The 23,938-nt window shown below is 63.9% G+C and carries 18 protein-coding genes; 9 read left to right on the forward strand and 9 right to left on the reverse strand.

All coding sequences use genetic code 11. The annotated features are described in order from the left end of the window. Positions 1-10 precede the first annotated feature (10 nt). Positions 11-1,966: a hybrid sensor histidine kinase/response regulator gene (locus tag PQR62_RS06560; protein WP_408156030.1), complete on the reverse strand. Its 1,956-nt coding sequence runs from the start codon at positions 1,964-1,966 to the stop codon at positions 11-13. 327 nt (positions 1,967-2,293) lie between these two features. Then, entirely contained in the window at positions 2,294-3,640 is a 1,347-nt protein-coding gene (locus tag PQR62_RS06565; protein WP_408156032.1) for an MFS transporter, read from the reverse strand. A 272-nt stretch (positions 3,641-3,912) separates the two neighbouring features. Here PQR62_RS06565 and PQR62_RS06570 point away from each other — a divergent pair, with 272 nt between their 5' ends. Together PQR62_RS06570 and PQR62_RS06575 are read left to right on the forward strand one after the other, a co-directional pair. Then, positions 3,913-4,317, forward strand: coding sequence for a nuclear transport factor 2 family protein (locus PQR62_RS06570; protein WP_408156034.1), 405 nt, complete (start codon positions 3,913-3,915; stop codon positions 4,315-4,317). Positions 4,318-4,319: 2 nt separating this feature from the next. Beyond that, positions 4,320-5,783, forward strand: coding sequence for an NAD(P)/FAD-dependent oxidoreductase (locus PQR62_RS06575; protein WP_408156036.1), 1,464 nt, complete (start codon positions 4,320-4,322; stop codon positions 5,781-5,783). Positions 5,784-5,816: 33 nt separating this feature from the next. Here the strand turns inward: PQR62_RS06575 and pdxR are convergent, their stop codons facing one another. From pdxR to tauA, 4 genes are all read right to left on the reverse strand, one after another. Beyond that, complete coding sequence (gene pdxR / locus PQR62_RS06580; RefSeq protein ID WP_408156039.1) at positions 5,817-7,403, reverse strand: MocR-like pyridoxine biosynthesis transcription factor PdxR; 1,587 nt, start codon at positions 7,401-7,403, stop codon at positions 5,817-5,819. 63 nt (positions 7,404-7,466) lie between these two features. Continuing rightward, positions 7,467-8,339: an ABC transporter permease subunit gene (locus PQR62_RS06585; RefSeq protein ID WP_408156040.1), complete on the reverse strand. Its 873-nt coding sequence runs from the start codon at positions 8,337-8,339 to the stop codon at positions 7,467-7,469. Between the two features lie 74 nt (positions 8,340-8,413). Continuing rightward, complete coding sequence (locus PQR62_RS06590) at positions 8,414-9,199, reverse strand: taurine ABC transporter ATP-binding protein (protein WP_408156041.1); 786 nt, start codon at positions 9,197-9,199, stop codon at positions 8,414-8,416. A gap of 63 nt (positions 9,200-9,262) precedes the next feature. Beyond that, complete coding sequence (gene tauA, locus PQR62_RS06595) at positions 9,263-10,264, reverse strand: taurine ABC transporter substrate-binding protein (RefSeq protein WP_408156858.1); 1,002 nt, start codon at positions 10,262-10,264, stop codon at positions 9,263-9,265. 488 nt (positions 10,265-10,752) lie between these two features. On the opposite strand from tauA, the gene PQR62_RS06600 reads away from it, so the two are divergent. After that, a complete protein-coding gene (locus PQR62_RS06600; protein WP_408156043.1) occupies positions 10,753-11,559 on the forward strand; it encodes a sulfite exporter TauE/SafE family protein in 807 nt (268 codons plus the stop codon). On the opposite strand, the gene PQR62_RS06605 is transcribed toward PQR62_RS06600, so the two are convergent. Further along, complete coding sequence (locus PQR62_RS06605; protein WP_408156045.1) at positions 11,556-12,452, reverse strand: oxygenase MpaB family protein; 897 nt, start codon at positions 12,450-12,452, stop codon at positions 11,556-11,558. The two genes, PQR62_RS06600 and PQR62_RS06605, sit on opposite strands and share 4 nt — an antisense overlap. A 68-nt stretch (positions 12,453-12,520) precedes the next feature. Between PQR62_RS06605 and PQR62_RS06610 the strand changes: the two genes are divergently transcribed. The 4 genes from PQR62_RS06610 to PQR62_RS06625 all read left to right on the forward strand — a co-directional run bounded on the left by PQR62_RS06610 (position 12,521) and on the right by PQR62_RS06625 (position 19,075). Then, positions 12,521-12,775: a hypothetical protein gene (locus PQR62_RS06610; protein ID WP_408156047.1), complete on the forward strand. Its 255-nt coding sequence runs from the start codon at positions 12,521-12,523 to the stop codon at positions 12,773-12,775. Positions 12,776-13,129: 354 nt separating this feature from the next. Continuing rightward, positions 13,130-16,345 (forward strand): efflux RND transporter permease subunit, encoded by a 3,216-nt coding sequence (locus PQR62_RS06615; RefSeq protein ID WP_408156049.1) that lies wholly within the window; start codon positions 13,130-13,132, stop codon positions 16,343-16,345. Positions 16,346-16,349: 4 nt separating this feature from the next. Further along, entirely contained in the window at positions 16,350-17,594 is a 1,245-nt protein-coding gene (locus PQR62_RS06620; protein WP_408156051.1) for an efflux RND transporter periplasmic adaptor subunit, read from the forward strand. Further along, positions 17,591-19,075, forward strand: coding sequence for an efflux transporter outer membrane subunit (locus PQR62_RS06625; RefSeq protein ID WP_408156053.1), 1,485 nt, complete (start codon positions 17,591-17,593; stop codon positions 19,073-19,075). The genes PQR62_RS06620 and PQR62_RS06625 overlap by 4 nt, the downstream gene beginning before the upstream one ends. Before the next feature lie 13 nt (positions 19,076-19,088). Here PQR62_RS06625 and PQR62_RS06630 read toward each other — a convergent pair whose 3' ends face one another. Continuing rightward, positions 19,089-19,976 carry a DMT family transporter gene (locus tag PQR62_RS06630; protein ID WP_408156056.1) on the reverse strand — a complete coding sequence of 296 codons (888 nt, stop codon included), beginning with the start codon at positions 19,974-19,976 and terminating at the stop codon, positions 19,089-19,091. 15 nt (positions 19,977-19,991) lie between these two features. Beyond that, a complete protein-coding gene (locus PQR62_RS06635; RefSeq protein ID WP_408156058.1) occupies positions 19,992-20,810 on the reverse strand; it encodes a putative hydro-lyase in 819 nt (272 codons plus the stop codon). Between the two features lie 155 nt (positions 20,811-20,965). On the opposite strand from PQR62_RS06635, the gene PQR62_RS06640 reads away from it, so the two are divergent. Both PQR62_RS06640 and PQR62_RS06645 read left to right on the forward strand, forming a co-directional pair. After that, positions 20,966-21,874, forward strand: coding sequence for a LysR family transcriptional regulator (locus PQR62_RS06640; RefSeq protein WP_408156061.1), 909 nt, complete (start codon positions 20,966-20,968; stop codon positions 21,872-21,874). 201 nt (positions 21,875-22,075) lie between these two features. After that, entirely contained in the window at positions 22,076-23,644 is a 1,569-nt protein-coding gene (locus tag PQR62_RS06645) for a methyl-accepting chemotaxis protein (RefSeq protein WP_408156063.1), read from the forward strand. The last annotated feature ends 294 nt before the right edge of the window (positions 23,645-23,938 follow it).

Below are 23,938 nucleotides of genomic sequence, written 5' to 3' on the forward strand. Positions count from 1 at the left end.
CATCCCCGGATCAGCCCAGCTTCGCCAGTATTGACTGCAGTTGCTGCATGTCCATGGGCTTGACGAAATGATGGTGAAACCCGGCCACCTTTGACAGCAGCCTGTCATGCGTCTGGCCGTAGCCGGTCAGGGCGATATAGATGGCGTGCGCGATCTCCGGACGCAAGCGCAAACGGCGCGAGAGTTCGTAGCCGTCCATGTCGGGCAGGCCGATATCCAGAATGAATACCTGCGGCATGCGCTTGGCGGCATCGTTGAGCGCATCGGCACCGTTGGCGGCGACGTGTACCCGATGGCCCTGGGTTTCCAGCAAGCTGGCCAGCGTCTGCGCGGCGTCCAGATTGTCGTCGACGATCATGATGCGCAGCGGCTGCACGGGGTCGGCGGCCGCTTCCATTGCCGGAAATTCACGCGCGTCGGGCGCCTCCGCTTTTTGCTCCAGCCGCGGTAAGGTAAATGAAAACCGACTGCCGCGACCTGGGCCTTCGCTATACGCCTGCGCTTCGCCGCCATGCAGCGCGACAATGCTGCGCACCAGCGCCAGACCGATGCCAAGTCCGCCTTGGGAGCGGTCAGGCGTGCGTTCGGCCTGAGTGAATAATTCAAACACATGCGGCAGCAGTTCGGCATCCATGCCGATGCCGTTGTCGGTCACGCTGATGCTCACCACATCGCCGGCGGTGCTCAGGTCCAGCCCGATTTCACCGCCCGGCGGGGTGTACTTGGCGGCATTGTTGAGCAGATTCACGATGACCTGAATCAGCCGCGTGCGATCGCCGCGCACCTGCATGACGCCGGCATCCATGCGCATGTGCAGCACATGCTTGCGCGTCTCGAACAAGGGCCGCGCCTGTTCGGTGGCATTCGCCGCCACCAGCTTCAGATCCAGATCGTCCTGCTCCAGATCCACCAGCCCGCGCGTCACGCGCGAGACATCCAGCAGATCGTCGACCAGCACCGTCATGTGCTTGACCTGGCGCGAGATGATGTCGCTCACATGGCGGATGCGCAGGTTGTCGCCGGCCTGTACCTTGAGCAGATGCGCGGCGGTGCTGATCGGCGCCAGCGGATTGCGCAATTCATGCGCCAGCATGGCCAGAAATTCATCCTTGCGGCGGTCGCTCAGACGCAGGCTTTCTTCGGCCTCTTTGCGTTCGGTCACGTCGCGCGTGGTGCCGGCTACGGCTTCGACCTCGCCGTCCGGCCCGAACACCGGCACGAAAATGTAATCGTAGATGCGGCGTCCGAATTCGCCATTGAAGGGCACTTCGCCGCGTATCGGTTTGCCGGTCGCGCGCACCTGATCGATCTCGCGGCCGTGCATTTCGGCGTGCCAGGGCTCGTAGCCCAGCTCCAGACAATTCTTGCCGATGGCGTCTTCCCAACTGCGGCCCCACATTTGCAGCAAGACCTTGTTGGCGTAGGTGAAGCGATAGTTGAGGTCGAACACGTAGGCCAGATCGGGCGTGTTGGACAGAATGGTTTCGTAGGTGCGTAGTTGTTGTTCCGACTCCTGCTGCGCGCGCAGGCGTTCGTCTTCGGCGTCGGCCGATGAGGCCGGATCAGCCGCCGGCGTTTGCCGACGCCGGAACAGTTCACTCAGAAAGCGCAGTTTGGATTGCAGCGCGGCCTTCGGCGCCGGCAGGTCGATCACATCAACGGCCTCCAGCGACCAGGCCTGTTCGCTGTCGAAGGCAAAGGCGCTGGAGGTGAAGAAGATCAGCGGCGTCCATTGCGATTCGGGATGGGCGCGAATCCGGCGTCCCAGTTCCAGTCCGTGCGCGGCCGCCATGCCGGGCGTCAACAGGATCGCCGCGAAGGACAGTTGCCCGATCTTGATCAGCGCTTCCTCGCGCGACAGCGCCAGCGTGGGCGCGACTTCGAGCAGTTGCAGCAGGCCCGGCAAGGCCTCCGCATCGGCGCCGTCGTCGATCAGCAATATGCGGGAAGGACGCAGCTCGCTCATGCGGCCTTACTCCGCATGGGCCAGGCCAATGCATGGTCGGCAAGCGTCTGGGCAGGGCCAGAGGGGAGGGGAAATGCAACCAGCCTGTTTGCCATGTTCTGTTCCAGTAAGGAAGCCATCTGCCTGCAACTCTCGTTGATCCGGGGGATAGGACATTTTACTGAAGCCTGAGGTTCTCGCGTGCAGCTGTTTTTTCCAGGCGCTAGAAACTTGCGGCCGGATCAAAAAAACCGTCACCGCAGAATTCCGGCGACGGTCTTGGATGTGCGGCAGATGCAAGGCCGAAAAGCTTGTCGTTAAAGCAAGCTTTCCTTGCGCCCGCCGTGATCAGCGCGCCAGCGCAGGCGTCGGCACCGGCGCAGCTTTACCGATGAACAGGAAGATCATGCCCACCGCCATGAATTCGACAATCGCGATCATGGTCAGTCCCTGGCTATAGCGGCCGGTCGAGGTCTTCAGATAGCCCAGCAGTTGCGGCGAGAAATAACCGGCCAGATTGGCGACCGAATTGATCACCGCCAGACCGATCACGATGGCGCTGCCCGACAGATAGCGGCCCGGCAATTGCCAGTACACGGGAATCGCCCCCATGGTGCCGGCCGATGACAGCGCCAGCGAGAGGATCACGCCCATCATGCTTTTTTCATTGAGGAAATAAGCTGCCAGCAACAGACCCAGCGCGCCGATGGCGGCGGCTGCGGCAGTGTGGCCGCGCACCTCCTTGAAGCGGTCCGACAGATAGCCGTTGATCACCATGCCCGCCCAGCCGCAGCAATAGATGCCGCCCATGACCCAGCCCAGCGTCTTGATATCGGTCACGCCGACTTCCTTGACCAGGCTGGGGCCGTAATACACCAGCGTGGCATTGCCGGCGATGATGCAGAAGAACACCATGATCAGCGCCCACATGCGCGCGCTGCGCAGCGAGCCGAAGAAGCTGTGTTCACGCGGGCCCAGCGCCTGATCTTCGGCATCGAGTTCGACCGCGACGTGCGCCTTCTCGCGTGCGCTCAGCCAGCGGGCATCGGCCGGACGATCGGTCAGCACGAAGTAAGCCGCCAGCCCGGCCAGAATCGAAGGAATGCCTTCCACCAGGAACAACCATTGCCAGCCCTTGTAGCCGGCCAGGCCCTGTGTCGACTCCATGATGTAGGCCGCCAGCGGACTGCCCACCACCAGCGACACTGCCGAAGCCGAGACGAAGATCGCCAGCGCCTTGCCGCGCCGATGGGTCGGCAGCCAGAACGTGAGATACAGGATCACGCCCGGTTGCAGGCCGGCTTCGAACGCGCCCATCAGAAAGCGCAGGATGTAGAACTGGGTCGGCGACTGCACCCAGGCCATCAGGATGCAGGTAATGCCCCAGCCTATGGTGATGCGCATGATGGTGGTGCGCGCCCCCATCTTTTGCAGCAGCAGATTGCTCGGCACCTCGAAGATGAAATAGCCGATGAAGAAGATGCCGGCGCCGGCGCCGTAGACCGCATCCGACCATTGCAGATCGCTCATCATGGTCAGCTTGGCGAAGCCGACGTTGACGCGGTCGACCCAGGCCAGGAACCACACCAGCGTGACGAAGGGAATGATGCGCCAGACGATGCGGCGGAAGGTCTGATCGCGTTCCGCCGGCGCATCTGCGCCCGGCGGTGTTGCTGCGGTGGAAGAAATGGTCATGGCGGATCCTCTTGGGCGGCGTGGGCAAATGGCGCGTGGGTGAGCGCTGACGGCTCACTTGTGGAGAAGCAGCTTCCATGCCATTGCCACAAATCTGCACGGCGAAATGTCGAGCAGAAATGTCGATGAAAATTGTCGGTCGCGTCTATCTGCCGGTCGTCATTGAACATGCTGGCCTGATCGAAAACGGGTCCTGGCTCTATGGCTGGATCCAGCGCGCCTTTAGTCTGTGTCCATCGCCCTGTCCGGGGCCATCAGTCCGGGAGTTATCCATGTCGCAACAGAAGCAAGGCAGCGCTACGATCGAAATACTGCAGGCGTTTTCCGACGCCTGGAACCGCCACGATCTGCCGGCCCTGATGAGTTTCATGCATGAAGAGTGCGTCTTCCTCACCGCCGCCGGGCCGGATGCCTGCGGCACGCGCCACGTCGGCCACGCTGCGGTCAGCAAGGCTTTCGCCGGCGCCTGGACCAACTTTCCCGACGCCCAGTGGCGCAACGGCCATCACTGGCTCAGCGCCGACGGCCAGCGCGGGGTGTCGGAGTGGACCTTCACCGGCACCGCCGCCGACGGCACGCGTTCGGAGTCCGACGGCGTCGATCTGTTCGTGTTCCGCGACGGCAAGATTCTGGAAAAGAATGTGTTCCGCAAAGACCGTCCGCGTCTGCCGGCCTGAGCATGTCGAAGAACCCGACGGACGCCGCCATGCACAGCCCTTACTCTGCCTTCGCCACTTCTTCTGCAATTACCGCCGCCGCTGCTCCGGCTGCTGCGCCCTACGATCCCAGCTACGATCCGCTGGTCTCGCCCGGCATCGGCCACAACCGCGCTTACGCGCCGACCTACTGGGTCGCCAGCGCCGGTCAGCCGCCTGAAGACGATGGCCCGATTGCCGGTGATGTCGATGCCGACGTGGTCATCATCGGCTCCGGTTTCACCGGCCTCGCCACGGCCTTGTTTCTGGCGCAGGAGCACGGCATCCGCGCCACGGTGCTGGAGGCCAATCAGGTCGCCTGGGGTTGCACCAGCCGCAACGGCGGACAAGGGCAAAACGCCAGCGGCCGCTTGTACCGTTCGCAATGGATAGAGCGCTGGGGTTTGAAAACCGCCTTGCGGCTGGATCAAGAAATCCGTTACGGCTTCGACACCTTCAAGGATCTGGTGGCGCAGATCGATTGCGACCCGCAACCCGGCGGCCATCTCTACATCGCGCACCGCCCCAAGAAGATGGCCTTTCTGGGGAACGAGGCGCGCGTCATGCGCGAACAGTTCGGCTACGACACGCGCATTCTGAGCGGCGACGAAGTGCGGCGCGACTGGTGCGGCGATCAGGAAGCGGCCGGCGCCATGCACGAGGCGGAAGGCATCTGCGTGCATCCGCTCAAGCTGGCTTTCGGCTATCTCAGCAAGGCGCGCGCGCTGGGCGCCAAAGTACATCCGTCGAGCCCGGTGACCGGCTGGGAGACCAGGGGCGGCGTGCATCATCTGCGCACGCCGGGCGGCGTGGTGCGGGCGCGTGCGGTGGCGATTGCCACCGGCGCTTACGCTGCGCCGGGTCTCACGCCGCTGCTGAAAAACCGGGTGTTTCCGGTGCTGTCGAATTCCATCGTCACGCGCCCGCTCACGCCGGCCGAACTGCAGGCCACCAATTTCCTCACGCATCAGGCCCTGACCGATACCCGCACCCTGCGTTTCTACTATCGTCTGCTGCCCGACAACCGGGTGCAGATCGGCAGCCGCAGTTCCATCACCGGCGCCGATGCCGGCAAGGACGCCCACTACCGTCTGCTGGTGGATGGCCTGGCGCGCAAGTTTCCGGCGCTGGCCGGCATCCGGATCGATTACTCGTGGTGGGGCTGGGTCGATGTCAGCCACGACATGATGCCGCGCGTGGTGCAGCCCGATCCGGCGCACAGCATTTACTACGCGCTCGGTTATGGCGGCAACGGCGTGTCGTTCTCCGCGCATGCCGGGCGCCGCATGGCTGAACGCGTGGCCGGCAAGCACGATGCCAGTATCGATCTGCCGATCTACGACAGTCCTTTGCCGTTTCCGAATCAGGGCGAATGGGCCGCGCCGTTCCGCCGCCTCGGGCAGAACATGCTGTATCGCTGGTATTGGTTGCGGGACGAATGGTTGTGAACCGCATCCGCTTGCAAGCGGATGCGGCCGAAATCAGGCCAGCTTCAGACCGCGCCGTCGTGGCAGCAAGGCCGCCAGCTCCTTGATGCCCGGCTCAATGCGATCGGCCGGAATCGAAGAAAACCCCAGCCGTATGCAATTGAATTGCCCTTGTTGCGACAGGAAGAAGGCTTCGCCGGATTCGAACAGAATCCCATGCTCAGCCGCGGTCTTGCGCAGCTCGCGCGTATCGATCGTGTTGACCGCATTGACCGCATTCACTTCCGTGCCGGCCTTGCCGTTGAACGATCCCCATAAGGCCGAGCCGCCGTCCGGCGCCACGAAATCCATCTCCGGCAGGTGCCTGCGCACGGCCTCGATCAGCAGCGCGGCGCGGCGCGCCAGTTCATCCCGCATCAGATGCAGAAAACGGTCGTAGTGACCATGCGAAATGAACAGCGCCGCCGCCTGCTGATTGTTGGTGGCCGGATGGCGGATCATCAGCCGCCGCAGCACCCGCAACTGCACGATGACCTCGGCCGGCGCCACCACGTAGCCGATGCGCAATCCCGGCGACAAGGTTTTCGACAGGCTGCCGATGTAGATCACGCGGCGGTCATGGTCGATGGCTTTGAGGGCCGGGGAAGGCTTGCCGGCGTATTGCATTTCGGCGTCGTAATCGTCTTCGATCAGGATGCCGTCGTGCTCGCGGGCCCAGGCCAGCAAGGCCAGCCGGCGTTCGGTGCTGAGCGTGACGCCGCTCGGGCATTGATGGCTGGGCGTGCAATACACGGTCTGCGATGAAGCCAGCACGGCCGGATCGGGCAATACGCCGTCGCGATCCAGTCCCAGTCCCTGCAGCAAGGCGCCGCGCCGCAGAAAGATGTTGCGCGCATCCATGTAGCCTGGGTCTTCCACCGCCACCGTCGAGCCGGGCGGCACCAGCAATTCGCTGACCAGATACAGGGCCTGCTGTGCGCCCACTGTCAGCAAGACTTCTTCGCGCTTGGCGGCAATACCGCGACGCGGCAGCACGCGCTTGATCAGCTGATCGACCAGCGAGGCGTTGTCGCTGTCGATGGCGTCCGGCGCCCAGCCGCGTATCGAGCTCACGTCCAGCGCCTGGCGACTGCATTCGCGCCAGTCGGCAATCGGAAACAGCGAGGGATCGAACTGGCCGTACAGAAACGGATAGCGATAGCGTTGCCAGTCGCCGGGTTTGTCCAGCCACTTCATGGCCGGCAGCGGGCACATGCGCGCATGCCAGTCGACTGCCTGACCGTGGCGCAGATCATTGGCGGGCTGATTCTGATGATTCGGACTGGTCGTCGCGCTGTAGGCGGTCGACTCGCGCACGTGGCGCAGATACTCATCGCTGACGTAGTAACCGTTGCGCGGACGGTTTTCCAGATAGCCGTCTTCCGCCAGTTTTTCGTAAACCAGTACCACCGTATTGCGCGAGATCGCCAGCATGTCCGCCAGCTCGCGGCTCGACGGCAGGCGCATGCCGGCCAGCAGGCGGCCGTCCAGCACCGCATCGACGAAGCAGACCCGCAGCTGGCTCTGCAGCGTCGTTCCGCGCCGGTCCGGCTCGGGAAAAATCTGGTGCCACATGACCTGATGGGCGTCGCTGCTGCGCACTGTTTTCTCCAAGAATTTTTTGTCCAGGCATGGCCGTGTCCGGTCACGTGCCGCGCGCCAAGGCTACATCTTTCCCTTCCAGGGAATCAGGCGCAGCTCCAGCTTGCGCATCAGCACATCGATGCCATAAGCCAGCACGCCGATTACTGCGATGCCCATGATCACCACGTCGGTGCGCAGGAAGTTGGAGGCGTTGAGCACCATCTGGCCGATGCCGGCGGTGGCCGCCACCATTTCGGCGGCCACCAGCGTGGTCCAGCCGAAGCCGATGGCGATGCGCATGCCGGTCAGGATCTCCGGCAGCGCCGCCGGCAACACCACCAGGCGGATCACCTGCCAGTTGCTGGCGCCGAGCGAGCGCGCGGCATTGATCTGTTCCACCGCGACCGAACGCACGCCTGCCTTGGAGGCCATCGCCAGCGGCGCGAAGCAGGCCAGATAAATCAGCGTGACCTTGGCGCTTTCATCGATGCCGAGCCAGATCACGATCAGCGGCAGATAGGCCAGCGGCGGCAGCGGCCGGTAGAACTCGATGATGGGATCGGCGATGCCGCGCGCAATGCGCGAGGTGCCCATGGCAATGCCGACCGGCACAGCAGTCAGCACCGCCAGCACGAAGGCCGACATCACGCGCGTGATGCTGATCAGCACATGCTGCGCCAGCGGCGTATCGCCCTGGGTATTGCCTTGCAGCGCACTGACGAAGGCGTCGAAGGTGGCGCGCGGCGTCGGCAGAAACAGCGGCTTGATCCAGTTCAGCGAAGTGGCCAGCCACCACAGCGCGAGCAAGGCCAGAATGGTGATGCTGCTGATGGCCCAGGTGCTGCCCTGACCCAGCACGCCGTAATTGCGTGCGGCCTTTTTGCGTTTGCGGGCAAGGCTGGCGGCGGAAGCCGGAGCATGAGCCTGAGCGGAAGCAGCGGGATCGGATTGCATGGACGACTCCAGTGGCGGCGCGCCGGCGGATGTTGATGTGGCTAAGGGCGGCAGGGAAGACGATGATGAAGACATCAGTGCATGCCCCCCGACGAGCTTTCATGCACCAGCGTCAAGACCTTCTCGCGGGCCGCGATGAATTCCGGGCTGGCCTTGGTGGCGCGGGCGTTGCGCGTGTCGAGATACTGGCGCGCGAACGGCAATTCCATCTGATGCACCACGCGGCCCGGATGCGGCGCCATGATGATCAGTCTGGTGGCGAGGAACAGCGCTTCTTCCACATCATGGGTGATGAAGAAAAATACGCCCTTGGCCTCGTCCCACAAGTTGAGCAGCAGTTCCTGTATCGATTCGCGGGTGAAGGCATCCAGCGCGCCCAGCGGTTCATCCAGCAGCATCACCGAGGGCGAAGAAGCAATCGCGCGCGCCACGCCGACGCGCTGCTGCATGCCGCCCGACAATTCGTAGACCTGTTTATAGGCCGACTGCAGCAGGCCGACCTTGCTCAGACATTCAAGGCCGATGCGGCGCCGTTCGTGCAGCGGCATCTTGCGCAGGCGCAGACCGAATTCCACGTTTTCCACCACGTTCATCCACGGCATCAGCGCATGCTTCTGAAACACCACCCCGCGCTCGTGGCCGGGGCCTTCCACCGGCGCGCCGTTGAGCAGGACTTCGCCGCGCGTGGCCGGAATGAAGCCGGCTATGGTGTTGAGCAGCGTAGTCTTGCCGCAGCCCGAGGCGCCCAGCGCCACCACGAATTCGCCGGCCGCAATCGACAGCGAAACATTGTCCAGCGCCAGACTGGGCGGACCCTTGCGCGCAGCGTATTCGATGGACACATTGTTGATTTCCAGCATGCTCGATCTCCGAGAATCAAAACCGGCGCACCGCGAAGGGCGATGCGCCGCATGGCATTGAAATTACCTGGCGATGGCCTTGACGTACTGATCTGTCACGCCGACCGAGTAGTCCGGCAGCAGGTTCTGCAGGGTCTTCTGTTCCTTCAGAAATTCCGCCGTGGCCTGTAGCGACTTCACCGCGCCGCCGCTCTTGCCGCCGCCCAGCCACTTGGAAGAAGCCTGTTCCGCCGCTGTCGGGAACTGATACAGCGCCAGCGCTGCCGCCACTTCGCCCGGCTCGCCGCCGCTGATGGTGGCGATGGCCTTGCCTTGCGGCGTGCTGCCGGTCCACTGATCGGGATGAGCGCGATACATCTCATCGTACTTGGCCAGGATCTTGACGAAGCTCAGCATGAACTTCTCGTTGTCCTTGGCCCAGTCGCGGTTGACCACGAAGCCGTCGAAGGTGGAGATGCCGGTGTCGGCGGCAATCTTGCCGGAGGTGGTGACGACCTTGCCGCTGGCCTGAATCTTGGCCAGCACCGGATTCCAGATGTAGGCGGCGTCGATGTCGCCGCGCTCCCAGGCTGCCGCAATTTCAGGCGGACGCATGTTGAGCACCTTGACGTCGGACGGCGACAGGCCTGCCTTCTTCATCGCCAGCAGCGCATGGAAATGGCTGGTCGAGACGAAGGGCACGCCGAGCCGCTTGCCCTTGAGTTGCGCCATCGAAGTCACGCCGGAACCATTGCGCGCCACCAGCGCCTCGGCGTCGTTGATGTTGTCCAGAATCCAGAATAGCTGGATCGGCAGACCCTGGCTGAGTCCGGCCGCCACCGGGCTGGAACCGGCTTCACCGATCTGCACATTGCCCGAGGCCATGGCGCGGATCACATCGCCGCCGCCGCCGAATTTGCGATAGCTGACCTTGTAGCCGGTTTCCTTGGCGGCTTCGTCCAGCTGCTGCGCATAACGCCACGGCACCATCATGTCCTGAAAGGCGATGGTGACTTCCTTGTCGGCCGCCAGCGCGCTGCCGGCAGCGCACAGCAGGCAGGCCGACGCCAGCAGGCGGGCCGACATGCGCACCCATTTTTTTGCTTGTACATGACAGACGGCGGCGACGGTGTGGCGCAATACGGATGCTTTCATGTGATACCCCTCAGTGAGATGTGATTTAAGCAAGGAAGCTGTCGGCATGGTGTGCCGCAACACATCTACTGTGACGCAGAAAGCGCGCCAGACGATGGTGCCACAGCGGGCTTTCGATTGGACCAGACGCATAGTCCTGCCGCGCCCCGGCATGCGCCGCCCGGCGTTGCCGGTGCCTGGCGCACGGCGCGCGGGAGATTGCGCAAACACAGGCCGGTGCTGCGCTTCTTCTGTGCGACGCATCTGATATCGGCACCGTTTTTGTGCGTTGCATTGCTGGACCCATCGATTGCCGTTCTTGGTCTTATGCATTGGTCTCAGTCAATGCAATGATTGCGCCAACTCAATCAAGGCCGGCCCATGCAGACCATTTCCATCACGCCGCGCAAGCATGGCTGCGCGCCTTCTCTTTCAGACTCATGGATGACGCCAGACAGGCGCCTGCCGGTCGCTTCGGCAGTGGCGCCATGATGTTGTCGGCGCCGCCGCTGGCCATGCTGCTGCTGGCATTGATCAGTCTGCTGGCCGGCATGGCCAAGGGGGTGACCGGTTTCGGCGCGGCGCTGGTGATGGCGCCGCTGTTCGGCGTGCTGCTGCCGTCGCCGGAATCCGGGGCGCTGATCGTGCTGATCAATTGCGCCGCCTCGCTGCAAGGCTGGCGGCGCTGGTCGCGGCTGGTGCGCTGGCGGTCGCTGGCCGGCATGGCGGCAGTGGCGCTGATCTGCACGGCGCTGGGCGTGCACTGGATCGCCAGCCACCCTTTGCCCTGGCTCAACAAACTGGTGGGGGTGGTGGTGCTGATCGTGACGATGCTGCACATGCGCGGCTGGCGTTGGCACCACCGGGGCGGTGCGCGTCCGGCCACCGCGGCGGGCATCCTGAGCGGCGCCATGACCGCGCTGAGCGGTATCGGCGGCGTGCCTGCGGTGTATTACTTCAGTGGACTGGCCGCGGCATCGGCATCGGAACACAAGGCCGCCACCGAAATCCTGCGCGCCAATCTGCTCGGATATTTCGCCGTACTGTATTCAGGCGCGGTGCTGATCCTCGCAGCCAATCATCAGGTGCATGTGCCCTTGCTGCTATCGACGCTGGTACTGGTGCCGGCTTTCGCCGCAGGCGTGCTGATCGGCGAGCGCATCTATCATCTGCTGCCGCGCATCTGGTTCAACCGCAGCGTGGCGGCCTTGCTGCTGGCATCGGGCGTGGTGGCGCTGGTGGCCTAGTCGTGCGCGAGCGGCGGCGCTTGCGGCGGCAATCCCATGCGCCGGCGCGCCAGATGCACCGATCCGTTGCGCACCGCCCAGCGGATCGGCTGCGCCGCCAGCATTACCGAGCGCTGCAGCAATGCGCGCTGCAGCGGCGAGTAAGGCTTTACCTGCAGTTTCTCTTTGGCCCAGGCGGGCAGCAGATCGATGCCGGCGCGCATCATCAGCCGCGTCCACGGCAGCGCCAGCGCATTCGGCGCCGGTGCGTTCAGCACCAGTTGCAGCGTCATGCGCGTGCGTTCGTCGCACTGCATCTGCGGCCGCATCTCCTGCAGATAGGTCTGCATTGCCGCTTGCGAGCGCGGCACGTTTTCGGCGCCGAGCTGTTCGGCGATCAGCGCGATTTCCTGCAGATACAGATCGCGCCGCGCCTGCGCAAAGTGCGGGTTGCGGTAGCGCACATAGGCTTCCAGAAAACTCGATACCTCGGCCGCATGCACCCAGCTCAGCAGTGCAGGATCGCTGGCACGGTAGCTGCGCCCATCCGGTGCAGTGCCGCTGACGCCGAGGTGAATCCGGCGCACCAGCGCAATCAGGCGCTCGGCATCGGCGCGGCTGCCGAAGGTGGTGCCGGCGATGAACTGCGCGGTGCGCCGCAGCCGTCCCAGCATGTCGCTCTGAAAACTGGAGTGATCCCACACCCCGGCCAGCGCCAGCGGATGCAGCATCTGCAGCAGCAGCGCGCTGACGCCGCCGATCAGCATGGCGGTGAAATCGCTGTGCACCTGCCAGGCGGCCGAATCCGGCCCGAACAAACCGGGATCGCCGGGCGGCAACAAGAAGTCGGTACTGCCCGGCGGCCGGCTGATGGCGAGCACGCTGGCTTCGATGCGGGTGCGTAAAAATTCCATGCGGAGGGTGGCGGGTGCTGGCAGCTCTCTATGTGTAAGTTGAGCAGTGTGCCATAGCGAGGACGAAGATGCGGGACGGCAGCAGCAGCCGGCGGCAGGGGAGCAGGCTGCGCTCGCTCGCCACGCAATTCCCGTCAAATGAGAATGTCGGACCGCGCGAAAAATGGCCGCGCTTTTTCCGCCAAACGAGCAAACGTGCATTTCTGCTGCGCCGCCGCAGTTCAATGCTGGCGCGGCTGCGCTTTCTGACATTTCTGTCAGAAAAAATTCCCGCCGGCAAGGCCGCACGGCGTGCTGGCTGCCGCTACAATAGCCGGCGCTGATCGGCCTGATCACGAAGAAATAGAAGCAAAGCCGGGGTTGTCGTGCAAGGGGAAAATGCGCGGCGGCACAGGAAAGGGAAGCGGGCCGGATGGCATGCATTGCACCAACAAAGCAATAGACACGCATCAGACACAGGCATCAAAACGGGGGCACGGCATTGCGCGCCGGCAGTCAGCGCGCAGGCCGGGCATGCAAAATGCAGGGAAGCACACAGGCTGGCCGGCACCACGGCGGCGCGAGGGATGACGTTACGCATGCCGCTGCATACGTAGTGTCCGCAGGTCCCGGATCGCGCGTGACGGGTAATAATCCGGACTGCTTCAGACACTTCATCAATTCGGGACCGAATTTCCATGAACATGGTTGCGCTGGCCTTGCGCCGCCCGTACACCTTCATCGTGATGGCGATGCTGATCGTGCTCGCCACGCCGCTGACGCTGCGTACCATGGCGACCGACATTTTTCCGGAAATCAATATTCCGGTCATCAGCATCATCTGGAACTACAACGGTCTGTCGGCTCAGGAAATGGGGCAGCGCATCGCCTCCCAGAACGAGCGCGGCCTGACTACCGTGGTCAGCGACATCGAACACATCGAATCGCAATCGCTGTCCGGGGTGGCGGTGATCAAGGTGTTCTTCCAGCCCAAGGCGAATATCCAGAATGCCATGGCGCAGGTGGTGGCCTCGGTGCAGTCGCAGTTGCGCCAGATGCCGCCCGGCATCACGCCGCCGCTGGTGATCAAGTATTCGGCCTCCAGCATTCCGGTGATGCAGCTGGCCTTGTCCAGCCCCAGCCTGCCGGAACAGACCGTGTTCGACGCCGCCGTGCAGACCTTGCGGCCGCAGCTGATCACCATTCCCGGCGTCGCCGTGCCGTTTCCTTATGGCGGCAAGACGCGTCTGATTTCCGTCGATCTCGACACCCGTGCCTTGCAGGCGCGCGGGCTGGCGCCTATCGACGTGGTCAATGCCATCAACACCCAGAATCTGATCCTGCCGTCCGGCACCGCCAAGTTCGGCGCCACTGAATACACGGTCAAGATGAACGGTTCGCCCGATGCGGTGGCCGGCCTCAACGAGCTGCCGGTGCGCACCAACGGCGGCGCCACCACCTATCTGAAAGATGTCGCCTACGTGCGCGACGGCTTCTCGCCGCAGACCAATATCGTGCGCCAGGACGGCGCGCGCGGCGTGCTGCTGTCGGTGCTGAAAAACGGCGGCGCCTCGACCCTGGACATCGTCGACAACCTGCGCAAGCTGCTGCCGCAGGCCGCGCAGACCATGCCGGAAGACGTCAAGATCACGCCGCTGTTCGACCAGTCGCTGTTCGTCAAGGCGGCGGTCAAGGGCGTGATCAGCGAAGCCTTGCTGGCCGCCGGCCTGACGGCCGCGATGGTGCTGCTGTTCCTCGGCAACTGGCGCAGCACGGTGATCATCGCGCTCACCATTCCGCTGTCGATTCTGGCTTCGGTGCTGGTGCTGGCGGCGCTTGGCGAAACGCTCAATCTGATGACGCTGGGCGGCCTCGCGCTCTCGGTCGGGATTCTGGTGGACCAGGCCATCGTCACGATTGAAAACATCGAACGCCACATGCACCTGGGCAAGCCGCTGCATGACGCCATCATCGTCGGCGCCGGCGAGATCGGCGTGCCGGCCTTCGTCTCCACACTGTGTATCTGCATCGTGTTCGTGCCCATGTTTTTCCTGTCGGGCGTGGCGCGCTTCCTGTTCGTGCCGCTGGCCGAATCGGTGGTGTTCGCGATGATCGCCTCCTATATTCTGTCGCGCACGCTGGTGCCGACGCTGGTGATGCTGCTGATGGGCAGCCACGGCCAGATCGACAACGGCAAGCGCAGTCTGCTGCAGCGCGTGTATCTGAGTTTCGACCGCCAGTTCGAGCGCGTGCGGCGCGGCTATACGCTGGTGCTGTCCTCACTGCTGGCGCACCGGCGCAATTTCGCGCTGGCCTTCCTCGGCTTCTGCGTGCTCTCGACCTTGCTGTTCCCCTTCCTCGGCCGCGACTTTTTCCCCAACGTCGATTCCGGCCAGATCCGTCTGCACATGCGCGCGCCGACCGGCACCCGCATCGAAGAAACCGCGCGTATCGCCGACGAAGTGGAACGCGCGATACGCGAGATGATTCCGGCCGACGAGCTGGAGACCATTCTCGACAATCTGGGCGTGCCCAACAGCGGCATCAATCTTTCGTACAGCAATGCCGGCACCATCGGCACGCTCGACGGCGAAATGCTGATGGCGCTGAAAGAAGGGCACCGGCCGACCGAAGAACTGGTGAGCCTGCTGCGCGCCGAATTGCCCAAGCGTTTCCCCGGCATCGAGTTCTTCTTCCAGCCGGCCGACATCGTCACGCAGATTCTCAACTTCGGTCTGCCGGCCGCCATCGACGTGCAATTCACCGGCCCCAACATGACGCGCAATGCCGAGCTGGCCGCCGAGCTGACCAAGAAAATCCGGCAAGTGCCGGGCGCGGTCGATGCCCACGTGCATCAGCGGCTGGATGGCCCGGCGCTGGATCTGCAGATGGATCGCACGCGTCTGCAGCAGTTCGGCCTGTCGGCCTCCAACGTCGGCCAGAACCTGCTGATCGCCTTGTCCGGCAGCTCGCAGACTTCGCCGGCCTTCTGGCTCAATCCGCAGAACGGCGTGGTCTATAACATCGCGGTACAGTCGCCGCAGTACAGCGTCGATTCGCTGGATTCGCTGCTCAACATTCCGGTCGGCGCCGGCGCCAATGCAGCGGCCGCCGCCGGTCTGGGCAACGCCAATACGCAGTTGCTGGGCAATCTGGTCGATGTGCGGCAGGGGCGGCAGATCGCGGTGGCTTCGCGCTACAACATCCTGCCCGCGATCGATGTCTTCGTCAGTGTGCAGGGCACCGATCTGGCGAGCGTGGCCGGCAAGGTTGAAAAACTGGTGGAAGAAATCAAGCCCAAGCTGCCGCGCGGCAGCCAGGTGGTGATACGCGGTCAGGTCGAAACCATGCAGGCCTCGTTCATCGGTCTGGGCGTCGGCCTGGCGATGGCGATCGTGCTGGTGTATCTGCTGGTGGTGGTCAACTTCCAGTCGTGGATCGACGCCGCCATCATCATCGCGGCCTTGCCGGCGGCGCTGGCCGGCATCGCCTGGATGCTGTTCATCACCGGCACCACGCTGAGCGTGCCGGCGCTGACCGGCGCCATCATGACCATGGGCGTGGCCACTGCCAACAGTATTCTGATCGTGTCGTTCGCACGCCAGCGCCGCGAAGAAGGCGCGACGCCGCTGGCCGCTGCGCTGGAGTCCGGCGCCACGCGTATCCGTCCGGTGCTGATGACGGCGCTGGCGATGATCATCGGCATGATTCCGATGGCGCTGGGACTGGGTGAAGGCGCCGAGCAGAACGCGCCGCTGGGTCGCGCCGTGATCGGCGGCCTGCTGTTCGCCACCGTATCCACGCTGTTTTTTGTGCCGGTAGTGTTTGCCGGCGTGCATCAACGACTGGTTCGCCGCCAGCAGAAGCGCGAACAGCGCCTGCCGCCGGCGGGCACCGTGCAACAGGAGACCTGAAGCAATGTCGCAAGAACGTCATTCCGAACTCGGCATCCATTCGCTCGCATCCGACGATGGCGAATTGCTGACGCGGCGCCAGATGGTAAGGCGCTCCAAAATCATCCTGCTGGTGGTGATGCTGCTGCTGGCTGCGGGCGCTGCGCGCACCGTCGTCAGCCGCGCCGCCAACGCGCGCGAACTGGACGCCGGCACCGCCGAGCGCGCCAAACAGTATGTGCGAACGGCGCCCGCCAGGAGCAGCGATCAGGGCCAGACGCTGGCCTTGCCCGGCACCTTGCAGGGCTTCGTGCAGTCGCCGATCTCGGCGCGCGCCGGCGGCTATCTGAAGCGCTGGTACAAGGACATCGGCGCCGAAGTGAAGAAGGGCGATCTGCTGGCCGAACTGGATACGCCGGAAACCGATCAGCAGTTGTCGCAGGCCGTCGCCGCACGCGCGCAGGCTGCTTCCAGCATGGAGCTGGCCAAGAGCTCCATGGCGCGCTGGGAAGCCTTGCGCAAGAAGGACGCGGTCTCGCAACAGGAAGTGGATGAACGCCGCAGCGCTTACTCGCAGGCGCAATCGAATCTGGCGGCGGCCGAAGCCAACGTCGGCCGCCTCAAGCAGGTGGAAGGATTCAAGCGCGTGCTGGCGCCGTTTTCCGGCACCATCACGCGCCGCAACGTGGATGTCGGCGACCTGATCGATCCGGGCGCCGGCCGTCCGCTGTTCGTGCTGTCGCAGACCGACCCCTTGCGCGTCTACGTCAACGTGCCGCAGTCGTATGCGCAACTGGTCAAGCCGGGCCAGAGCGTGGTGATCACGCAAGCCGAACTGCGCGGCCGCAAGTTCGAAGGCAAGGTCGCACGCACCGCCGGCTCCATCGATCCGGCCACGCGCGCGATGCAGATTGAAGTGGCCCTGGCCAATCCCGGCAACACCTTGCTGCCCGGCGCCTTCGTGCAGGTGGCGTTGCCGCTCAAACCGAGCGGCGCGATGGTGATCTCGGCCGATACGCTGATGTTCCGCCGCGACGGTGCGATGGTGGCGGCAGTCGATGCCGGCAATCACATCCGTCTGAAGAAGGTGCAGCTGGGCCGCAATTACGGCCTCACGGTCGAGGTACTGGACGGTCTCACCGGCGATGAAAAACTGGTGCTCAATCCATCCGACTCGCTGGCCGAGGGCGATGAGGTTGCCCTGGCGCCGGCCAAGGAAGGCAAGGACGGAGACAAAAAAGCCGCACCGGCAGCAAAGGCCGCGTCGTGAACACCGCTCTGCTGCTGAGTGCGCTGACGCTCGCCGTGGCGACTCTGGCCGGCTGTGCCGCCGGACCCGACTATCGCAAGCCTCAAGTGGACATGCCGCCGAGCTGGCAACCTGAAGCGCCATGGCGCCAGAGCCGTCCCGACGATGCGCAGCTGCGCGGTCCCTGGTGGCAGCGTTTCGGCGATGCGCAACTGAATGCCTTGCAGGAAAAAGCCATGGCCGGCAACCAGACGCTGGCGATTGCCGCTGCGCGTCTGTCGCAGGCGCGCGCCACCGCCGGCATCGCCGATGCCGCCACCGTGCCGCAGGTCAATCTCGGCGCGCGTGCGCAGCGCGGCCGCATCTCCGCCAACCGGCCGCTGACCAATTACAACTCGCCCAACTACGCCACGGTGCAGAACGATTTTGCGCTGGGCCTGAACGTCAGTTACGAAGCCGATCTGTTCGGCCGCGTGCAGCGCGCAGTGGAAGGCGCGCAGGCATCGGCGCAGCAATCGGCGGCCGACTTTGAAAATACCCGCCTGCTGCTGAGCGCCGATCTCGCCAGCAACTACTTCAACCTGCGCGAGCTGGATCTGGAAATGGATGTGCTGACGCGCTCCATCGCCCTGCAGCGCCGAGCGCTCGATCTGGCCACCTCACGCCATGATCTCGGCGCCAGTTCCGGCCTCGACGTCGCCCAGCAGCAGGCGCTGCTCGACAACACATTGACCCAGGTCGACGTGCTGCGTCGCCAGCGCGGCCAATACGAACACGCCATCGCCACGCTGACCGGCACGCCGGCGCCGCTGTTTTCACTGGCGCCGTCGCTGGCGGCGATCAATCTGCCGCAGGTGCCGCTGGGCGTGCCGTCGGACGTGCTGGAACGACGTCCCGACATCGCCTCCGCCGAGCGCGCCATGGCCGCCGCCAATGCCCAGGTCGGGGTCGCCAGCGCCGCCTTTTATCCCAGCTTCATGCTGGCGCCGTCCTACGGCGTCGACAGCCGCAACTGGGGCGCGCTGTTCAATGCCCCGAGCGTGCTGTGGTCGCTGGGCGTGTCCGCCACCCAGAGTCTGTTCGACGGCGGCCGCCTGCGCGCCGGGGTCGATTTCGCACGCGGCAATTACGAGGCCACGGTGGCGGGCTACAAGCGCACCGTGCTGACCGCGATGCAGGAAGTGGAGGACGGCATCACCGGCATCGCTGCGCTGGATCGCGCCTACGCCCAATCGCAATCGGCCATCCGCAGCGCCAGCCGGGTGCTCGATATCGCCAACAGCCGTTACGAAGGCGGCGTCGCCACTTATCTGGAAGTGATCACCGCGCAGCAGACGCTGCTCAGTAATGAGCGGCAGTCGGCGCAACTGATGGGGCAGCGTCTGCTGACCTCGGTGTTTCTGATCAAGGCCCTGGGCGGCGACTGGCAGGAGCGCGGCATGGCCGGCGAGGCGCCTGCCGTGGGCGACGCCGCTCAGCCATCCGCCAGGCCGGCGTCCTGATTCATATCCGGATTCAGCTCTGAGTCTGAGGCGCCTGGCGGGCGCCGCGCAGCGACCACACCAGACCGGCGACGATCAGCGCCGCGCCCATCAGCAGCGAGGGCTTCAGGCTTTCCTGCAACAGCAGCGATGACAGCGCCACGCCGAACAAGGGCGACAGCGCGTTGAACATCAGTGCCTTCACGCCCAGCCTGCTCACCACCCAATTGAACAGCGCCACGCCCACCACGCTCACCAGCACGCCGTGATAGAAGGCCTGCAACACCAGCAGCCCGGGCGGATGCTCAAACGCATGCATGCCGTGCAACAGCAGATAGGGCAGCACATAGCTGAGCGACAAGACCTGCACCAGCGCCACCACATCCAGCGGTCTGGTGTTCCAGCTTTTGTTGAGCACCATGTACAGCGCCCACATCAGCGCCGACAGGACGAACAGCAGATCGCCGCGCCAGGCGCCGGAAGCCAGCGCATGCCCATCCATCAGACTATCGCCGCCGATCAGCAACAGCCCGGCCAGCAGCAGCCCCATGCTGATCAGTGAAAAGCGCTCTTGCCGGCGCAGGCCGAAGCGGCTGATCAGCGCGCCGAACAGCGGCACCAGCGCCGGATGGATCAGCGCGCCGTGCGAGGCCGGCGCATAGCTGACGCCGCCGATCAGAATCAGGCTGAACAGCGGACCGGACAGCAGGAACAGGCACAGCCCCTTGCGCCAGCCGAGCCCGCAGGCATCGCCCAGGCCGCGGCGCCAGGCATACGGCAGCATCAGCAAGCCGCTGGCGAGATAGCGCACCAGCGTGGCGTCGGCGGCATTCAGTCCGAGTTGAAAACCATAGCGCGACACCACCGGCTGCGCGCCCCAGATCAGCGCCACCAGCACGCCATAGAAGATGGATGAAGGCATGCGCTTGGCGGCAACTTAAAGCACGGCGTAATCGCTGTTGCGCAGATCGGTGATCAGCATGTGACCCGGCGCATGCGTGATGCAGAACGAGGGCAGGGCCTGCAGCACGGCCAGTTGCGGGGTGGCGCCGCAGGCCCAGAAGACCGGCAGCTCATCGTCGGCCACGCTGACGGCATCGCCGAATTCGGGATGCGCCAGATCGTTGATGCCGATCAGGGCCGGGTCGCCGATATGCACCGGTGCGCCATGCACGCCCGGAAAGCGCGAGGTGATCTGGATCGCACGTATGGCGTCGGCCGCCTTCAGCGGACGCATGGTGACCACCATCGGTCCCGCGAATCTGCCGGCCGGGCTGGTCTGAATACTGGTGCGAAACATCGGCACATTGCGGCCTTGCTCGATGTGACGCACCGGAATGCCGCTCTCGATCAGAGAATGCTCAAAGGTGAAAGAACAGCCGATGGCGAAGGTCACCAGATCGTCGCGCCACAGTGCGCTGATGTCTTCCACTTCAGCCTTCATGCGCCCGCCTTCGAACACGCGGTAGCGTGGCACATCGGTGCGCAGATCCAGATCCTGGCCCAGGGCCGGCGGCGCAAATTCGCCCGGCTCGGAAATGCTCAGCACTGGGCAAGGCTTGGGATTGCGCTGGCAATAGCGTTCGAAATCGGCGGCTTCGGCGGCCGGCAGCATCACCAGATTGACCTGCACATGGCGCGCCGCCAGACCGGCGGTCGGGGCCGACCAGGCGCCGCTGCGTATCAACCGGCGGCAGGCGGCCGGAGCGGAAGCGGCGTCGAGCGCCGGCTGGGGCAGATTCAGATTGTGCAGCATGGGATTCTCCGTGGCAGGCAAGGCAGGGGATGAAAAATTGAGCCTGCAGCCCAGTCTGTGGAAAGCCTGGCGCAAGCATCTGGCAGAAATTTTAGGCCGGGGAGATAATTAAAGATAATTACGATTGAATCCATTCACGATAATAAATATTTATCATGCGTCCCAGCCTGCAACAACTTGAAAGCTTCTACTGGGTCACTCGCCTGGGCAGTGTGCATGCCGCCGCGCGGCACCAGAGCCTGACCCAGCCGGCGGTGACCGCGCGTCTGCGCGAACTCGAAGAACTGGTCGGCGAGCAATTGTTCGACCGCAGCGGCTACAAGCTGGAACTGAAGACCGAGGCGCGGCCGCTGTTCGAACTGGCGGAGCGGATTCTGGCGCTGGCCGACGGTTTCAGCAGCGGCCTCGGCAGCGATGCGCCGGGCCTGGGCGTGCTGCGACTGGGCGTCAACGAATCGTCCGCCATGACCGGCCTGAGCACCTTTCTGACGCGCCTGAAAATGCAGTTCACGGGTTTGCGGGTCGAGCTGCAGGTGGACATCGGCACCGAACTGAGCCGCAAGCTCAATGCGCGCGAGCTGGACATGGCGATCCTCAGCAGCCCGGTGTCCGCCGCCCACGTGGTGGACGAGCCGCTGGGCAGCGTCGAGTTGCGCTGGGTGGCGCCGCGTTCGTTCCAGGCGCCGGGGCGGCAGGCTGATCCGGCGACACTGGCCGGCTGCACCGTTCTCAGTCTGCCGGCGCCGTCTTCGCTGCAATCATCCATGATCAACTGGTTCGGCGCGCATGCCTCCGGCCTGCGCCTGGGCGGCAGCTGCAATTCGATCGCCCTGATTCTGAAGCTGGTGGCCGCCGGCCATGGCATCGCCGTGGTGCCGGCACTGATGGCGAAGGAAGCCGCCGACAGCGGCGCGCTCAAAGTGTTGAAGGCGCGTCCTGCGGTGCCGCCGATCGGCTATTTTCTTTCCTATCTGCAAGAACTGGCGCCGGCTGCTCGTGAACAGATCGTACCGTTGGCGAAAGAAGTATTCGGTGAATGCGGACTGATTCAGGTGCGCAAGTGAAGGCATGCGTCATAGTAATTTTCCGCGTCTGAATCATGCGCAGGCTCGCCTTTTCTGACAAGGCTGTCAGCCCGGCGTCAGACGTCTGTCACAGCACGCGCGGAAGGACCGATACAGGGGTGAAACAACGGTGTTCTCTGCGATATGCCTGAGCTTGCAGCTGCCTACACTTGCATCAGTCATCCATCCGTCGAGGTCATCATGCGCTGGTTCTACAATCTGAAAATTGCTCAGAAACTGATTCTTTCTTTCGTCGTCGTCATTGCGCTGACGATCGTGCTCGGCGTGTTTTCAATCCGGCAACTTGCCAACGTCAACAAGGCCTCTACCGACATCTCCGAAAACTGGTTGCCGAGCATCAAGCTGGCTCAGAAAATGCAGGCGTCGATGCCGCGCTTCCGTATCTCCGAGCTGCAGCACGTGATGTCAACCGACGATAAGGACTTCGCCGATGCCGAAAAGGCCATGGCGACCCGCATGGAACTGATCAACAAGGACAAGGCGGCTTATCAGGCGCTGATTTCCGAGCCGGAAGAGCGAGTGCTGTTTCCCCAGCTGGAAAAGACGCTGAGCGATTACCTGGCGGTGAACAAGCAGATCATGGCCTTGTCGCGCGAAGGCAAGAAAGAGGAAGCACGCAATCTGTTCAAGGGCGATTCCAACAAACTGTTCCGTCAATCCATCGAACAGCTGGATGGCCTGGCCAAGATCAACGACGACGGCACCAAGCGCTCCGATGCCGAAGCCGATAGCACCTATGCCGCAGCCAAGACCTGGATCATCGGTCTGCTGGCCGCTATCGTGGTGATTGCAATGGGTCTGGCGATCACGGTGGCGCGCATCGTTTCGCGTCCCTTGCAGCAAGCGGTGGATGTTGCCCAGCGCGTGGCGCAAGGCGATCTGACTGCCGATATCAGGGCCGCCAGCACCGACGAGACCGGCCAGCTGATGCATTCGCTCAAGGCCATGAACGACAGCCTGCTGAAGATCGTTACCGAAGTGCGTCAAGGCACCGACACCATCTCCACCGCTTCATCGGAAATCGCGACCGGCAATCTGGATCTGTCTTCGCGCACCGAGCAGCAGGCCGGTTCGCTGGAAGAAACTGCATCGGCGATGGAAGAACTGACCTCGACCGTCAAGCAGAACGCCGACAACGCACGTCAGGCCAATCAACTGGCGGTGTCGGCTTCCGAAGTCGCCGGCCAGGGCGGCAGCGTGGTCGGTCAGGTGGTGCAGACCATGAGCTCGATCAACGAGTCTTCGCGCCGCATCGTCGACATCATCAGCGTGATCGACGGCATCGCGTTCCAGACCAACATCCTGGCGCTGAACGCCGCAGTGGAAGCGGCGCGCGCCGGCGAACAGGGCCGCGGCTTTGCGGTGGTGGCTTCCGAAGTGCGCTCGCTGGCGCAGCGCTCGGCGGCAGCCGCCAAAGAGATCAAGGGCCTGATCGACGACTCGGTGGGCAAGGTCGATGCCGGCAGCAAGCTGGTGGAACAGGCCGGCAACACCATGAGCGACATCGTCGACAGCGTGCGCCGCGTGACCGACGTGGTCAGCGAAATCACCGCCGCCACGCAGGAGCAGAGCACCGGCATCGAAGAGATCAACCGCGCCATCACGCAGATGGATGAGGTCACGCAACAGAACGCGGCGCTGGTGGAGGAAGCCGCCGCCGCCGCGCAGTCCTTGCAGGATCAGGCCGGACGTCTGACCCAGGTGGTCAGCGTGTTCAAGCTGGATAACAGTCAGCTGCGCACGCTCTGACTGCGGGCCCGTTTCGGCAGTTCGGACGAAAAAAGGCAACTTCTGTTGCCTTTTTTTATTGCCGTTCATTCAATACAGGTGTGCAGCATACGCCGCTGCCTGCACCGAGGTTTTCCTCATCTTCATGCGGCATCATCCACGTGCCGGCGTGCAGCGCGATCCTGGTGCCGTTGACACACTTCCATTCCGCTTACAAAACTTCAAGGCGAAAGCTGATAGCGCCCGGCGCGCGCGTCGTCTAACCTTCAATGCTGCTACTGAACGGCTGAGCTTGCTGCGGACAACATCGTCTGC

Origin of the sequence: Herbaspirillum lusitanum, from assembly GCF_046025995.1 — a bacterium.
In the GTDB taxonomy this organism is placed as follows: Bacteria; Pseudomonadota; Gammaproteobacteria; order Burkholderiales; family Burkholderiaceae_D; genus Herbaspirillum; species Herbaspirillum lusitanum_A.